The organism is Arthrobacter sp. OV608 (assembly GCA_900110595.1).
Lineage (GTDB): Bacteria > Actinomycetota > Actinomycetes > Actinomycetales > Micrococcaceae > Arthrobacter.
Genome location: FOEZ01000004.1, coordinates 176282 through 190246 on the forward strand (window position 1 = coordinate 176282; position 13965 = coordinate 190246).

A 13965-nucleotide genomic window follows, 5' to 3' on the forward strand; every position below is an offset into this window, starting at 1 on the left:
GATGCCCGATAACTCCGGATTTTCGGGCCGGAAGTGACCCCGCGTTGCCCTTTGAAAACGGAACTAATCCACTTGGGGGAAGCCCAGGTCGATGACGGACGTTGCCGGGTCCGGCCACCGCGTGGTGACCACTTTGCCACGGGTGTAAAACCGGATACTGTCCGGCCCGTACATATGGGTGTCGCCGAACAGCGAGTTCTTCCAGCCGCCGAACGAGAAGGTGCCCACGGGAACCGGAATGGGCACGTTGACGCCGACCATGCCTGCTTCGACGTCGAACTCGAACTGGCGTGCGGCACCGCCGTCGCGGGTGAAGATGGCAACCCCATTGCCAAACTCGTTGTCATTGACCAGGCTGACGGCGTCGCTGTAGGTATCCACCCGCACCACGGACAGGACCGGGCCGAAGATTTCGTCGTCGTACACCCTCATGCCCGGCTTCACGTGGTCCACCAGGCTGACTCCGATGAAGAACCCGTTTGAATTAAACCGCTGTTCGCGGCCGTCCACCACCACAATGGCGCCTTCGTTTTCAGCACCTGCCACATAGGAGCCCACTTTGTCGCGGTGTTCGGCAGTAATCAGCGGGCCCATCTGCGACGCCGGGTCGGTGCCCGGGCCGATCTTCAGGGTGGCCATCCGGCCCTTGATGGCGGCCACGAGGTCGTCGGCGATGCTCCCGACGGCGACGAGCACACTGACCGCCATGCAGCGCTCCCCCGCCGAGCCATAGGCGGCTGAGATGGCGGCGTCCGCGGCCATGTCCAGGTCCGCGTCAGGCAGCACCACCATGTGGTTCTTGGCCCCGCCCAGGGCCTGGACCCGCTTGCCGTGGTCCGCGGCCCGCTTGTAGATCGACTGCGCAATGGGCGTCGAGCCCACGAAGCTGACGGCTTTGACGTCGCGGTGTTCGAGCAGGACGTCCACCGCCTCCTTGTCGCCCTGGACCACGTTCAGTACGCCGGCAGGCAGGCCTGCCTCCGCGAAGACTTCCGCGATGAACACCGCTGAGGACGGATCCTTTTCGCTGGGCTTCAGGAGCACGGTATTGCCGCAGGCCAAGGCGCTGCCGATCATCCACAGTGGCACCATGGCCGGAAAGTTGAACGGGGTGATGCAGGCGACCACGCCCACCGGCTGCCGGACGCTGTGGACGTCCACGCCGCTGGAGACCTGTTCCGAGCGTTCGCCCTTGAGCATATGGGACAGTCCGGTGGCGAACTCGATGTTCTCGAGGCCGCGGGAGATCTCGCCTTCGGCGTCGGAAAGTACCTTGCCATGTTCGCTGGTCAGGATGGCGGCCAGTTCGGCCTTGCGCTGGGTCAGGATTTCCCGGACCCGGAAAAAGATATTGGTCCGCTTGGCCAGGCTCGTTGCCCGCCACGCCGGCAGCGCCGCCTTGGCCGCGGCGATGGCTTCCTCTACGCGGGCCGCGGAAGCCAGGGCCACCTGCTTCTCCTGCTCCCCGGTGGCGGGGTTGAAGACGGGGCCGAAGCGCTCGGCGTCGGCAACCCGGCTGCCGTTGATGTAATGCGGAATGGTTTGCATGGAAGTCTCTCTTCTACTTTGCTGAATCCAGGGAACCGTCGGCGAGCTTGATGATCATGGAGCAGTCCTTGCCGGACTCGCCCGCGTCGATAAGGCGCTGGTAGAGCTGCTGAACGTGCCTGCCGATTTCGAGCGGCGTGCCGGTGTCCTCCGCAGCGCTGATGGCCAGGCCAATGTCCTTGTTCGCCAGCTCGGCAGTAAACGTGGGAGCAAAGTCGTTGTTGGATGCGGCGGTGGGGACCACGCCGGGAACGGGGTACCAGGTGCGCAGGGCCCAGCTGTCCCCGGACGACACGGAGGCGATGTCCCAGAACACCTTCTTGTCCAGGCCCAGCCGGTCCGCCAGCACTGCACCCTCGGCCGTGGAAGCCAGGTTGATCAGGAGCATCAGGTTGTTGCAGATCTTGGCCGCCTGGCCGGTGGTGGCTCCGCCGGTGGGAATGATGTTGGCGGCCATCGGCCCGATGTACGTGGTGGCCTCAGCCACGGCGTCCGGTTCACCGCCCACCATGAACGTCAGTGTCCCTGCCTTGGCGCCGCTCATCCCGCCTGAGACAGGGGCGTCCACGAAGCGGAAGCCGGCGGCAGCGGCGGCGTCGTGCAGTTCCTTTGCTGCCGCAATGTCAATGGTGGAGGAATCCACCAGGAGTGTGCGCGCATCGGCGTGTGCCAGCACGCCGTCCACTCCCAGGTAGACGGCCTTTGCGTGCTCACCTTTGGGAAGCATGGTGAACACGGCGTCCGCGCCGGTGACTGCCTCCGCGATGCTCCCCGCCGGCTTTACCCCTTCGGCCTCCGCAGCGGCGAGGGCGGCCGGGTTGAGGTCGAATCCGCGGACGTCATGCCCCGCTTTTGCGAGGTTCGCCGACATGGATCCGCCCATGTTTCCCAAACCGATCCAACCGATTACTGCCATCGCCCAAGCTCCTTTGCTGTGCCTCCGGCCGGGAGCAGCCGGAAGGTCTGTGTCCACCATCACACCCTGCTACAGTGCAATCAAGGGGAAAATTCACAGACGGTATGTGCACTGATGCACACGAAAGAAGGGATACCGGGTGGCGCGGCTTCCAAGTCCGGACGACTTGCTGATCTTGCTCACGGTGGCCCGGCTGGGCCGCTTCAACGCCGTCGCCGAAACGATGGGCACCACTCATACCACCATCTCGCGGCGGATCCTTGCCCTCGACAAGCAACTGGGCGGCCGCACGCTGGAGCGCAGTCCGCACGGGTGGGAGCTGACGGAGCTGGGCGCGTCGGCGGTGGCCGCGGCGGAAACGATCGAGGAAACGCTCGGTTCTTTGGCCGCCGTTGTGGGCCAGGACCGGGACGCCGTGTCCGGCATGGTGCGCATCAGCACCTCTGACGGTTTCGGCGCCGAGTTCGTGACTCCTGCGCTGGTCCGTCTCCAGCAGCGGCACCCGTTGCTGAATGTGGAGATGCTCAGCGCCACACGCAAGGTCAGCCAGAACCGCTCCGGCGTGGACCTGGAAGTGGTGGTGGGCCGCACGGACGTGAGCAATGCCCAGGCCATCTTCCTGACCAACTACTTCCTGCGGCTTTACGCAAGCCCCGCCTACGCCAAGGAGCGGGGTTTGCCGGAAACGCCCGACGGCGTGGGGCAGCACGGCTTCGTCTCTTACGTTGAGTCGGCACTCCAGGTTGCCGAACTGGGCCACCGGTCCTCGCAGCTTCCGGTGCCGAAATCCAGCTTCCAGGCGACCAGCATCTTTGCCCAGGTGGAGGCGGTACGCCGCGGCGGCGGGATCGGACTGCTCCCGAACTTTATGGTGGCGCAGAGTCCGGAATTCGTTCCGGTGCTCCCGGACGCATTCCAGCGCCAGATTCCCGTCTGGGCCGTGGCACGGCCGGAATCGCTGCGGTCCGCCCGGGTTCAAGCCGTGATTGCTGCGCTGAAGGAGGAAGTGGCGGAACGGCAGGATCTTCTGGCAGCTTAGCCCTGTCACCCGCAGCACATTGTCAGGCCTGGAAAAGGCGCCTCACCACCTGCCCTGCGGCGAGCGCGTCGAGGCCTTCGTTGATCTCGGCAAGGGGCCTCGTGTCGGTGTGCAGCAGCTCAACGGGAAGCCGGCCTTCACGCCAGTACCCCAGGTAGAGAGGGATATCCCGGTTCGGTACGGCGTCGCCCATGTACGAGCCCAGCAGCCGCTTGCCCGCTCCGGCAAACTGGAGCGCAGGCACCGTCAGTTCCGCCGTCGGATGCGGCAGCCCTACCGAGACCACGGCGCCCCCACGCGTCACGTGCTCGAGGCATGATGCGATGACCCGGGCTGAGCCCACAGCTTCTATGGCCGTATCCACACCATCACCTGCAGCTTCCGCGATCAGCCGGGCAGCGTCGTCGGGAGTTCCCACCGCTGTTGCCCCGCACTTCAAGGCGAGCCCGTGCTTGCTGGTGTTGGGGTCGATGGCGATCACCGCTGAGGCGCCTGCGAGCGCCGCAGCCATGACTGCCGAAAGCCCCACGGCCCCGAGGCCGAAAACGGCTACGGACTGACCTGGTTGAACCGCCGCGGTGTTGAGGACGGCTCCCATCCCGGTGAGCACGGCGCAACCAAACATCGCCGCGATGGTGTCGGGGACGTCGTCGTCGATCACCACCACCGATTCACGGGCCACCACGGCATAATCCGCGAACGCCGAAACCCCCAGATGATGGTTGATCCGCTCCCCTTCGGGCGTGCGCAGCAGGGCCTCGCCATGCAAAAGGTCGCCGGAACCGTTGACCTCGGCTGCGCGGTGGCACAGGGCGGGCCGCCCCGCACGGCAAGCACGGCAGGAACCGCAGCTCGGGACGAACACGAGGACCACGTGGTCCCCCACGGACACGTCCGTGACGCCTTCGCCTACAGAGGCGACCCGTCCCACGGCCTCGTGGCCCAGCGCCATGGGAAGCGGCCTGACGCGGGAACCGTCCACTACCGAAAGGTCCGAGTGGCACAGGCTGGAGTAGGCGATGGTTACGCCCACTTCGCCGGCGCGGGGTTCGGGCCGGCTGAGCTCCTGGACCACCAGCGGCTGCGCTTTGCCATAGCTGGTGCCGGCGGGAACGGTGGAATAAAGGACGGCTGCTCGCATGAGGTTCCTTACCTTGAAATTGGGGGCAGGCAGCTGCCCGGACCGGCGGGGACGTGCGGTCCGGGCAGCTGCCATTTCCGTCTTGCTGTTCCGCGAGGACTACTTCTTGGTGGCTGCCAGAAGGTCAGCCGTGCCCTGGGCGTCCGCGGCGTCGACATCCCGCAGCGAGATTCCGCGGGTTTCCCTGAGGAAGAGGACAGAGACCGCTGTGACGATGCAGGCACCCAGCAGGTACAGCGCCACCGGTGTGGAGGACTTGAAGCTGCCCAGCAGCGAGCTGGCGATGATCGGTGCCAGCGAACCGGCCACGATAGAGGTCACCTGGTAGCCCAGCGAAACGCCCGAATACCGCATCCTGGTGGGGAACATTTCAGCCATAATGGACGGCTGCCCGGCGTACATGAGTGCGTGGAACAGCAGGCCGATGGTGATCGCGGCCAGGATGACGAGGTCGTTGGCGGTGTCCATCATGGGGAACGCGAAGAAGCCCCACGTTCCGCCCAGGACAGCTCCCGCCATGTAGACCGGGCGGCGGCCGAAGGCATCAGACATTTTGCCAACAAGCGGGACCGCACAGAAGTGAATGAAGTGGGCCACGAGCAGCAGCAGCAGGATGCGGGAGGTGTCGGTCTGGACAACGACCTTCAGGTAGGTGATTGAGAAAGTCACCACGAGGTAGTAGAGGATGTTCTCGGCAAAACGCAGGCCCATGGCGGTGAAGACACCCCTCGGGTAACGGCGGAAGACCTCGGCCACGCCGTAACCCTTTTTCTCTTCCGTGACCTCCCTGCGGGCCTCCAGGAAGATGGGGGCATCCTGGACTTTGGTGCGGATGTAGTAGCCGATAACGACGATCACTGCCGAGAGCCAGAAGGCCACGCGCCAGCCCCAGCCGAGGAACGCCTCCTGCGAAAGGGTGGAGGACAGGATGAACAGCACGCCGGTGGCTAGCAGGTTGCCCATCGGGACGGCGGATTGCGGCCAGCTGGACCAGAAACCGCGCGACTTGTTGGGGCTGTGCTCGGCGACGAGCAGAACAGCCCCGCCCCATTCGCCACCTACGGCGAATCCTTGGACGAAGCGCAGGAACACCAGTGCCGCCGGAGCCCAGTAACCGATCTGGGCAAAACCAGGCAGGCAGCCCATCAGGAAGGTGGCCACGCCTACCAGGATGATGCTCAGCTGCAGGAGCTGCTTCCGGCCGAACTTGTCTCCGAAGTGGCCGAAGACAATGCCGCCTACAGGCCGGGCAACGAAGCCGACGGCGTACGTGACGAATGCCGCGATGATGCCGTCCAGCTCGGTTCCGGAATTGGGGAAGAACATCTTCCCGAACACCAAAGTGGCTGCTGAGGCGTACAGGAAGAACTCATACCACTCCACCACCGTTCCGGCCATGGAGGCTGCTACAACTTTTCGCAGGCCTGACGCCTTGACATCGGTTTCCCCGGACCGTTGTGCGGCGGACTTTTCCGTACTCATTCATGAACTCCTTCGGCGTCCTCTTCGACGCCACTGGGACAGGCTAAGGCGGGTACGTGTGATTTTGGCCACGCGCCGCCGGGTCCAAATGAGTATCGTCCGCCAATCCGTAGAGCTCAACGGCGAATCCTGCAGAGCCTATCTGCATTTATGCACATCCTGTGGATGGCAGGCCGGTTATGCCGAGAGGTGCACCCGGAGCTGGTTGCCCAGTTGGCCGATTTCAGTGAGGAATCCGTCATGCCCGATGGGTGCCTCGATGAAGTGGACCTCCACGTCCCCTGGGAGCGCGCGGGCCAGTTCGAGGGACTGGGACGGGAAGTAGAGCCGGTCCGAATCCACGGCAGCCACGAAGAAGCGCGCACCGGCACGGGACAGGGTCTGCTCAAGCGGCCCGCGGCCGCGGCAGACGTCGTGGCTCATCAGCGCTTCGGTAATGGCGATGTAGCTGTTGGCGTCGAACCGCTGGACGAGTTTGCTGCCCTGATGGTCCAGGTAGCTCTCCACCTGGTACCGGCCGCGGGCCGCGATCTGCTCGCCCTGGAGCGGCGATTCCGGGGCCTGGGGTGTCCGGCCGAAGCGGCCGTCCAGCTCCCCCGGTGAGCGGTACGTGATGTGGGCTATGCGCCGGGCCAGGGCCAGGCCCGCCTCCGGGAGTGGGCCGCCGTAGTAGTCGCCGCCATTGAAGTTGGCGTCCTGGCGGATGGCGAGCGTCTGCGCCTGGGCGAAGGCGATCTGCTCAGCGGTGCTCGCGGCCCCCACGGAAATCACGGCGCAGCGCTGCACGCGTTCCGGATACGTCACGGCCCATTCCAGGGCCCGTGCGCCGCCCATGGATCCGCCCAGCACCGCGAACCAGCTGCTGATACCCAGTTGGTCCGCCAGCCGGGCCTCCGCAACGGTGCTGTCCCGGAGGGTTACCAGCGGAAAACGGGAGCCCCACGGCTTGCCGTCGGGTGCCGGCGAGGACGGCCCGGTGGACCCGTAACAGCCGCCCACAATGTTGATGGAGACAACGAAGAACCGGTCGGTATCCACTGGAGCGCCGGGGCCTGCGAGCTGCTCCCACCAGCCTTCTTCGGTGGTGTCGCCGCGGGTCACGTGCGTGCTGCCGGTGAGCGCGTGCTCGATCAGGACAGCGTTGCTGCCGTCCGCGTTGAGCGTGCCCCAGGTTTCGTAGGCCAGGGTGACATCCGGCAGGTAGCCGCCGCCCTCCAGCTTCAAATCCCCAATGGAGGCATAGCGGACAATCCCATGTTCGGGGACAGTTGTACGGGTGACGGTAACCGTCATGGCAAGACCTCTTCTACGCGCTTGCCTGCCGTCGTCTGACCGGCAGGCCAGGTCTTCACCCGGGGCACCCCACCGCGGAAGGAGGGTTGCCGGCCAGCAAGCCGGGGCTGTCACTGGCACTCATGACCTGCATTGAGTGTACGAAACAGCCCCCGCCTGCCGCCAAGAGTGTGACTGGTTGTGACTTGCCGGCTTGCCGCCGCTGTGGCCATCGTCGGGCGCCGCTGGTGCCGGTGGTCAGGCGCCGCTGGCCTCCTTGGCCGCGCGGAAGCCGGCTTCGAGGTCAGCCAGGATGTCATCGATGTGCTCGATTCCCACGGAAAGGCGCACCAGGCCGGGGGTGACGCCCGCAACTGCCTGCTGTTCCGGCGAGAGCTGGCTGTGGGTGGTCGACGCCGGATGGATCACCAGGGAGCGGACGTCGCCGATGTTGGCAACATGGGAGTGCAGTTCCAGCGCGTCCACGAAGCGCTTGCCCGCCTCGGCCCCGCCGGCCAGGTTGAACGAGACGATGGCACCGGTCCCCTTGGGTCCGTACTTCCGGCCCCGTTCGTACCAGGGGCTGGAGGGCAGGCCCGCGTAGGCGACGGATTCGACGTCGTCCCTTCCTTCCAGCCAGCGCGCAACTTCGGTGGCATTGGCCACGTGACGTTCCACCCGCAGGCTCAATGTCTCTAAGCCCTGGGCGATGAGGAAGGCGTTGAAGGGCGATACCGCCGAGCCCAGGTCTCGCAGGAGCTGGACCCGTGCCTTGAGGATGTAGGAGAGGTTGGCGCCCAATGCTCCATCGGCGCCAAGGTCGCGGGCGTAGACCAGCCCGTTGTAGGTGGGGTCCGGAGTGTTGAAACCCGGGAACTTCTCCGGGTCTTTGCCAAAATCGAACTTCCCGGAGTCCACAATGACGCCGGCGATGGCAGAACCATGCCCGCCCAGGTACTTGGTGGCCGAGTGCACCACGATGTCCGCGCCCCATTCGAGCGGGCGGATCAGGTACGGGGTGGATAGGGTGTTGTCCACGATCAGCGGCACGCCTGCCCGGTGGGCCACCTCGGAGATCCCCTCAATATCCAGGACGTCCTGGCGGGGATTGGAAACTACTTCGCCGAAGAAGAGTTTGGTGTTGGGCTGGACGGCGTCGCGCCACTGGTCCAGGTTGTCCGGGTCCGCAACGAAGGTGACCGAGATGCCGAACTTCTTCAAAGTGTGGGCGAAGAGGTTGTAAGTACCGCCGTACAGACTTGGGCTCGCCACGATGTGGTCTCCGGCCTCGGCGATATTCAGGATGGCGAATGTTTCTGCGGCCTGTCCGGAGCTGAGCAGCAGGGCCCCCAGGCCGCCTTCAAGGCTGGCGATCCGCTGTTCCACAGCCTCCTGGGTCGGATTGCCGATCCTGGTATAGATGGGAGCCAGTTCGGCCAGGGCGAAGCGGTTGGCGGCACTTTCCGCGCTGGGGAACACAAAGGACGTGGTCTGGTAGATCGGGAGGGCGCGGGCGCCGGTAGCGCTGTCCGGCTCCTGGCCGACGTGGATCTGGCGGGTTTCGAAGGACCATCCGTTGGACATTTCAAGGCTCCTTTGACATGGGCCCGGCATGCTCGAAGCACTGCGGGCCGCGCTTGCAATCCGGCCTCTTGCCGGACAGCCAGGTCCTCACCCGGGGCACCCCACCGCGGGTGGAGGGTTGCCGGCCAGCGAGCCGGGGCTTGACGCTGGCACTCATGACCTGAACCCAGTGTAGGAACACGCAGAGTACGCCCGACAGCATTGTGACGAACATGGTCCTGGACATCTTTACGTGCCCTGGTGCGAATTTGTGGGGCCTGACCAGCGAAAATCCCAGTAAGGGTACCCTTAGCTGAGAGCCCGATCACAAAGTGCCAAGATGATGGCATGCGCATGGATCACGTCTCTTACGCCTGTGAACACGATGGCCTGGCGGCCACCACCGAACGTATTTCTTCTGCCCTCGGCGTCGAGGCAGTGAAGGGCGGGGTACACCCCCGGTTCGGCACCCGAAACATGATCATCCCCCTCGCCGGGCACAAATACCTCGAAGTCGTGGAGGTCCTGGACCACCCTGCTTCGGACAAGGCGCCGTTTGGACAGGCAGTGCGTGCCCGGTCTGCTGCGGGCGGCGGCTGGATGGGCTGGTGCGTCGAAGTGGACGACCTCGCCCCGTTTGAAGAGCGGCTTGGACGCTCGGCCGTCAACGGCAACCGCAAGTTTCCTGACGGCCGCGAACTGGTCTGGAAGCAGATCGGGATCCTCGGCCTGATCGCCGACCCCCAGGTTCCCTACATGCTCAAGTGGGAGGGCGATCCGTCCCTGCACCCGTCCAACGCCTACGAGAGCAACGTCAAGATGAGCTGCCTCACCATTGCCGGGTCGGCTGCACGGGTCACCGAGTGGCTGGGCGAGCCGGTGGAAAAGCCCCTCGAAGACGTGGCCGTTGACTGGGTGGCGCCGCACGGTACGCCCGGCATCCTGTCCGTCACTTTCGAAACCGCCAGCGGAGCCGTCACCATCTGACCCTCCGTCCGATGCCCGGGCCGCCCCGCCCGGGCATCGTAGTGGTGCGCCCCGGTTATCGCCTGGGCACCCTGTCCTTCCAAACTTCGGCCGCCATCAGCCGGTGACAACGGCGTCACCAGTTGATGGCGGCCGAATCCATGTCCCGAACCCGTCCGGGATTGAGTCTGGGCCGGCAGCCATATTCCCCGATCGTCTGAAGGATCCCGATTTCCGGGTTGAAGAGAAACCCACCATCACCCCCCGCAGCTTTCCCCGCAACGCGCCATCACCCCCCGCAGCTTTCCCCGCAACGCGCCACCACCTCCCGCAGCTTTCCCCGCAACGCGCCACCACCTGGTGTCCTGGGCTTCCATGGAAAGCGTCAAAAAACGTTTGAAGAAATTTCCTGGGACAGCTTCTGAAGACCCTGTTTTGTCAGACCCCCTCACGATGATTGGTTTATGGGGAAAGCGGCAGTGGTGAAGGCATTTGAGGACATCAAGGCCGCCCTTGCTGTGCTCAATTCCGAGGTGGATGGGTGTGGGTCGGAGCCGTTCTCGGATGCTGATCCGCTAGCCGGGCTGGCGGATGGGTGCCTGGACATCCTCGCCGGGGCGCGGACCGCTGAGGCCGGGATCGCCGCTGTGAAGGCCCGGGCTGCCGTGACGTATGCGGACACTGCCCACGCCATTGCGGGGCCGGACGCCCCGGTGCAGGGAGTGGAAATGGCTGTCGCCGCGGAAATCGGAGCCCTCCTGGCCCTCGGTCCCCGGGCAGCCGGTGCGTTCCTGGCCGCGTCCCATACTGTGTCCAAGGAGTTGCCGCTGGCGTTCTCGGCGTTGCAGTCCGGGACGATCACCTGGCCGCATGCCCTGGTCGTGGTGGAGGAAACAGCCGGCCTTGACCCCGCCGGTGCCGCCGCATTTGAGGCCCACTTCCTGGACCCGGACGTGCCCCGGCCGGCCGCGGCTGCCCCGATCGGGGAGCTGCCCGCGTACCGGTTCCGTGCCAAGGCCAGGAACTGGCGGGAACGCCACCACCCCGAATCCATCGAGAAACGCCATGCCAAGGGTGTGGCGGACCGGCGGGTGGAATACCGGCCGGATCGGGACGGGATGGCCTGGCTGTCCGCCTGCCTGCCCGCGGACCAGGCGATGGCGGGCTGGAACCGGCTCACCGCCCTCGCCCGCGGGATGCAAGGACCCGACGAGTCCCGCACCCTCACCCAGTTAACGGCCGACAACTTTACCGAAGCGATTCTTGGCAGCGGCAACCACTCCGGGCGTGCCCATGCAGGCGGTGCCGACGGAACCCATGCTCTGCCCGGCAACGGCAACGGCATCGGTGCCGATGCCGGAACCAGCGCCGATGCGGCGCCGGGCCCGTTGTCGGGGATCCGGGCGCAGGTGCTGGTCACCGTGCCGGCCCTCGCCCTGATGGGCCAGACTGATGAGCCGGCAATGCTGGACGGGTATGGGCCTATTCCACCCTCGATGGCGCGCAGGCTCATCGCTGATGGTGCCGCCTCGTTCTACCGTGTGCTGGTAGATCCGCGGGACGGCGCACCGTTGGAGATTGGCCGGACCAGCTACCGGGTGAGCAAGGCGATGCGCCAATGGCTGAGGCTGCGGGACGGCAAATGCCCGTTCCCCGGCTGCAACAACCCATCCCTGGACAACGAGGCTGACCATATTCTCGCCTGGGCCAACGGCGGCAGCACCGGGGTATCGAACCTGGGACAACCCTGCCCGAAGCATCACAAACTCCGCCACACCAGCGGCTGGAAACCCACCCCGGCCACGAAAACCGAACCACCCGGCTGGACCTCACCCACAGGCCGGCACTACAAAAGCGAACACCAGGACTGGGAACCACCCCACTGGCCACAACAATCGAAGCCAGGACAACAGCAGCCAGAGCAACTGCTGCCTGTCCGCCTCAATCCAACTTGCCTGCCCCCGGACTTTGTCTACTGCCCCTCCCCAGGAGAAGAAGAACTCGAGCGGTTCCTCCACGGCCGCTCTTAGCGAACCCGGAATCTAAGAGGGCCGCCCGACGACCTGCAGATCACGCATGCCGGCATACGGGGCTGGGCGGGTGAAGCACTCCGACAAGGCTCAACAGTGGTCGACCGAACCTTGCTTTGTCAGCTGGGCCGCTTCAGGCCTAACCGTGTCAGCTGGGCCGCTTCAGGCTTAACCGTGTCAACTGGGCCGCTTCAGGCCTAACCCTGTCAACCGGGCCGCATCAGGCCTAGCCCTGTCAACCGGGCCGCGTCAGGCCTAACCGTGTGAGCTGGGCCGCGTCAACTGGGCCGCGTCAGCCTGGGCGCTTCAACCTTGCTGCGTCAGCTTGCCTGCCCTAACCCAGTCCGACGGCCCTGCCGAAGAGGCTGAATCCCACGAACGCCACGATGTCCAGGAGTGCGTGGGCGATCACCAGCGGCATCACCCGCCGCGTCCGGGTATACAGCCACGCAAAGACCACCCCCATCACAAAATTGCCGATGAATGGTCCGAAGCCCTGGTACAGGTGGTAGCTGCCGCGCAGCAGCGAGCTCACCATAATGGACAGTGGTACGCTCCAGCCGAACTTCCCAAACCGGTCCAGCAGGTACCCCACCACAATGACTTCCTCCACCACTGCGTGGCGGATCGCGGACAGGATCAGCACCGGGACCGTCCACCAGTAGGCGCCCAGTGCGCTCGGAATGATCGCGGTGGTGATTCCCAGCGCCCTGCCCGCGGCGTACAGGCCAAGGGACGGGATGCCGATCAGCGCCGCCAGTCCCAGCCCCTGGAACATGTCCCGGCCCGGGCGTGCAAAGTTGAAGCCCAGCTTGCGGAATGCGGAACCGGGGTTGCCGCCGTCACCTGCCGCCGCGTGCCGCTGGTCGGTGAGGAAGTAGATCACCAGCAGCACCGGCACCAGCGCGAAAATGATGTCCAGCAGCTGGTAGGTGAGGTCGAAATACTCCCGCGTGCTCTGCGAACGGTTGAGAGTGGAGGTACCTTCCGCCAGCGGCGCCCGGGTCATCTTGTCCAGGAGCTGCACCACTGAGTACACGGCAGACTGCCCCAAGGACAGGCCTAAGACAATCCAGACTTCGATCCGCAGACGACGGCGGGAGGGAACCAGCATGTACCCATCTTGCCTGCAGTTTCTGGATCCAGGCTGATTGGCCGGCGGTCACACGTGGCGGCGCGGGATCAGCGCCTAAGTATGGTTCCAGCTCAAAGCTTCAGCTGCCGGCGACGATCACTTCCGTGCCGTTGGCCTCGAATGCCGCCTTGTCCCGCGCCGAGATGCCCGAGTCCGTGATCAGGCGGGTGAAGTTATACCCGTCCATGGTGGCGAAGGCACGCACGCCAACCTTGGAGGAGTCGGCCAGCACGTAGGAAACGCGCGCGCGGCTGGCCAGCAGGGCGTTGACCGAGGCTTCGCCCTCCCCCGTATTGGTTGGCCCTACCTCGGGATCGATGCCGTTGACACCGATGAAGGCGATGTCCAGCACCACCTTCTGCATGATGATGTCAGTGTAGGGGCCCACCAGTTCGTAGGACCTCGGGTTCAGGATTCCGCCGGTGACCATGACCTTGATGTTGGGCCGCACGGCCAATTGCCCTGCGATGTTGATGGCGTTGGTCACCACCGTCAGGGTGGGCTGGTTGGAGGGCGCGTTGAGGTCCTCGCGGGTAGCCAGGATCTGTGCCAGCACGGTGCTAGTGGTGCCACCGCAGAGGCCGATGACGGCGCCGGGAGCTATGAGGCGGGACGCGGCCTGGGCGATCTGCTGCTTGGCCTCGGCGTGATCATCCCGGTTGTACCGGCCGGGCAGGTCGTACGCAAGGGCACCCGTTGTGGCGCCACCCCGGGTCCGGGTGAGCAGCCGGCGTTTGGCCAGGCTGTCCAGGTCGCGCCGGGCCGTGGCAGGCGAGACGTGGAGGGTGCTGACGATCTCATCGACCTCCACTTGGCCGGTCTTGGCGAGGAGGTCAAGGATTGCCGTCAGACGGTCGGTGCGGGTCATGCAAG

The 13965-nt window shown here is 65.3% G+C and carries 11 protein-coding genes and 2 riboswitches; of the genes, 3 read left to right on the forward strand and 8 right to left on the reverse strand.

From position 1 onward, the window contains the following. Positions 1-63: 63 nt before the first annotated feature. Positions 64-1548 carry a CoA-acylating methylmalonate-semialdehyde dehydrogenase gene (locus tag BMX78_RS07445; protein ID WP_091418265.1) on the reverse strand — a complete coding sequence of 495 codons (1485 nt, stop codon included), beginning with the start codon at positions 1546-1548 and terminating at the stop codon, positions 64-66. Between the two features lie 13 nt (positions 1549-1561). Further along, positions 1562-2464, reverse strand: a complete 903-nt coding sequence (mmsB, locus tag BMX78_RS07450) for a 3-hydroxyisobutyrate dehydrogenase (protein WP_091418266.1) — start codon at positions 2462-2464, stop codon at positions 1562-1564. Between the two features lie 139 nt (positions 2465-2603). On the opposite strand from mmsB, the gene BMX78_RS07455 reads away from it, so the two are divergent. Beyond that, positions 2604-3503, forward strand: a complete 900-nt coding sequence (locus BMX78_RS07455) for a LysR family transcriptional regulator (RefSeq protein WP_091418268.1) — start codon at positions 2604-2606, stop codon at positions 3501-3503. A 22-nt stretch (positions 3504-3525) separates the two neighbouring features. On the opposite strand, the gene BMX78_RS07460 is transcribed toward BMX78_RS07455, so the two are convergent. From BMX78_RS07460 to BMX78_RS07475, 4 genes are all read right to left on the reverse strand, one after another. After that, positions 3526-4644: an alcohol dehydrogenase catalytic domain-containing protein gene (locus BMX78_RS07460; protein WP_091418520.1), complete on the reverse strand. Its 1119-nt coding sequence runs from the start codon at positions 4642-4644 to the stop codon at positions 3526-3528. A gap of 99 nt (positions 4645-4743) precedes the next feature. Continuing rightward, a complete protein-coding gene (locus BMX78_RS07465; protein ID WP_091418270.1) occupies positions 4744-6126 on the reverse strand; it encodes an MFS transporter in 1383 nt (460 codons plus the stop codon). Between the two features lie 177 nt (positions 6127-6303). Continuing rightward, entirely contained in the window at positions 6304-7419 is a 1116-nt protein-coding gene (metX, locus tag BMX78_RS07470) for a homoserine O-acetyltransferase MetX (protein WP_091418271.1), read from the reverse strand. Positions 7420-7431: 12 nt separating this feature from the next. Continuing rightward, a riboswitch (SAM riboswitch) is annotated at positions 7432-7547 on the reverse strand. Positions 7548-7656: 109 nt separating this feature from the next. Next, a complete protein-coding gene (locus BMX78_RS07475) occupies positions 7657-8982 on the reverse strand; it encodes a bifunctional o-acetylhomoserine/o-acetylserine sulfhydrylase (RefSeq protein ID WP_091418273.1) in 1326 nt (441 codons plus the stop codon). Positions 8983-9026: 44 nt separating this feature from the next. Then, a riboswitch (SAM riboswitch) is annotated at positions 9027-9143 on the reverse strand. A 166-nt stretch (positions 9144-9309) separates the two neighbouring features. Here BMX78_RS07475 and BMX78_RS07480 point away from each other — a divergent pair. Both BMX78_RS07480 and BMX78_RS07485 read left to right on the forward strand, forming a co-directional pair. Continuing rightward, positions 9310-9948, forward strand: a complete 639-nt coding sequence (locus BMX78_RS07480; RefSeq protein ID WP_091418275.1) for a VOC family protein — start codon at positions 9310-9312, stop codon at positions 9946-9948. 443 nt (positions 9949-10391) lie between these two features. Beyond that, positions 10392-11957: an HNH endonuclease signature motif containing protein gene (locus tag BMX78_RS07485; RefSeq protein ID WP_091418276.1), complete on the forward strand. Its 1566-nt coding sequence runs from the start codon at positions 10392-10394 to the stop codon at positions 11955-11957. Between the two features lie 334 nt (positions 11958-12291). Here BMX78_RS07485 and BMX78_RS07490 read toward each other — a convergent pair whose 3' ends face one another. Together BMX78_RS07490 and BMX78_RS07495 are read right to left on the reverse strand one after the other, a co-directional pair. Next, a complete protein-coding gene (locus BMX78_RS07490) occupies positions 12292-13071 on the reverse strand; it encodes a CPBP family intramembrane glutamic endopeptidase (protein WP_091418278.1) in 780 nt (259 codons plus the stop codon). A 100-nt stretch (positions 13072-13171) separates the two neighbouring features. Next, complete coding sequence (locus BMX78_RS07495) at positions 13172-13960, reverse strand: DeoR/GlpR family DNA-binding transcription regulator (RefSeq protein ID WP_091418280.1); 789 nt, start codon at positions 13958-13960, stop codon at positions 13172-13174. Positions 13961-13965 lie beyond the last annotated feature (5 nt).

Excerpts from the sequence above, each read along its gene's own strand:
- BMX78_RS07495 (WP_091418280.1), bottom strand. The coding sequence starts at position 13,960 with ATGACCCGCACCGACCGTCTGACGGCAATCCTTGACCTCCTCGCCAAG.
- BMX78_RS07480 (WP_091418275.1), top strand. The coding sequence starts at position 9,310 with ATGCGCATGGATCACGTCTCTTACGCCTGTGAACACGATGGCCTGGCG.
- BMX78_RS07475 (WP_091418273.1), bottom strand. The coding sequence starts at position 8,982 with ATGTCCAACGGATGGTCCTTCGAAACCCGCCAGATCCACGTCGGCCAG.
- mmsB (WP_091418266.1), bottom strand. The coding sequence starts at position 2,464 with ATGGCAGTAATCGGTTGGATCGGTTTGGGAAACATGGGCGGATCCATG.
- BMX78_RS07490 (WP_091418278.1), bottom strand. The coding sequence starts at position 13,071 with ATGCTGGTTCCCTCCCGCCGTCGTCTGCGGATCGAAGTCTGGATTGTC.
- metX (WP_091418271.1), bottom strand. The coding sequence starts at position 7,419 with ATGACGGTTACCGTCACCCGTACAACTGTCCCCGAACATGGGATTGTC.
- BMX78_RS07465 (WP_091418270.1), bottom strand. The coding sequence starts at position 6,126 with ATGAGTACGGAAAAGTCCGCCGCACAACGGTCCGGGGAAACCGATGTC.
- BMX78_RS07485 (WP_091418276.1), top strand. The coding sequence starts at position 10,392 with ATGGGGAAAGCGGCAGTGGTGAAGGCATTTGAGGACATCAAGGCCGCC.
- BMX78_RS07460 (WP_091418520.1), bottom strand. The coding sequence starts at position 4,644 with ATGCGAGCAGCCGTCCTTTATTCCACCGTTCCCGCCGGCACCAGCTAT.
- BMX78_RS07445 (WP_091418265.1), bottom strand. The coding sequence starts at position 1,548 with ATGCAAACCATTCCGCATTACATCAACGGCAGCCGGGTTGCCGACGCC.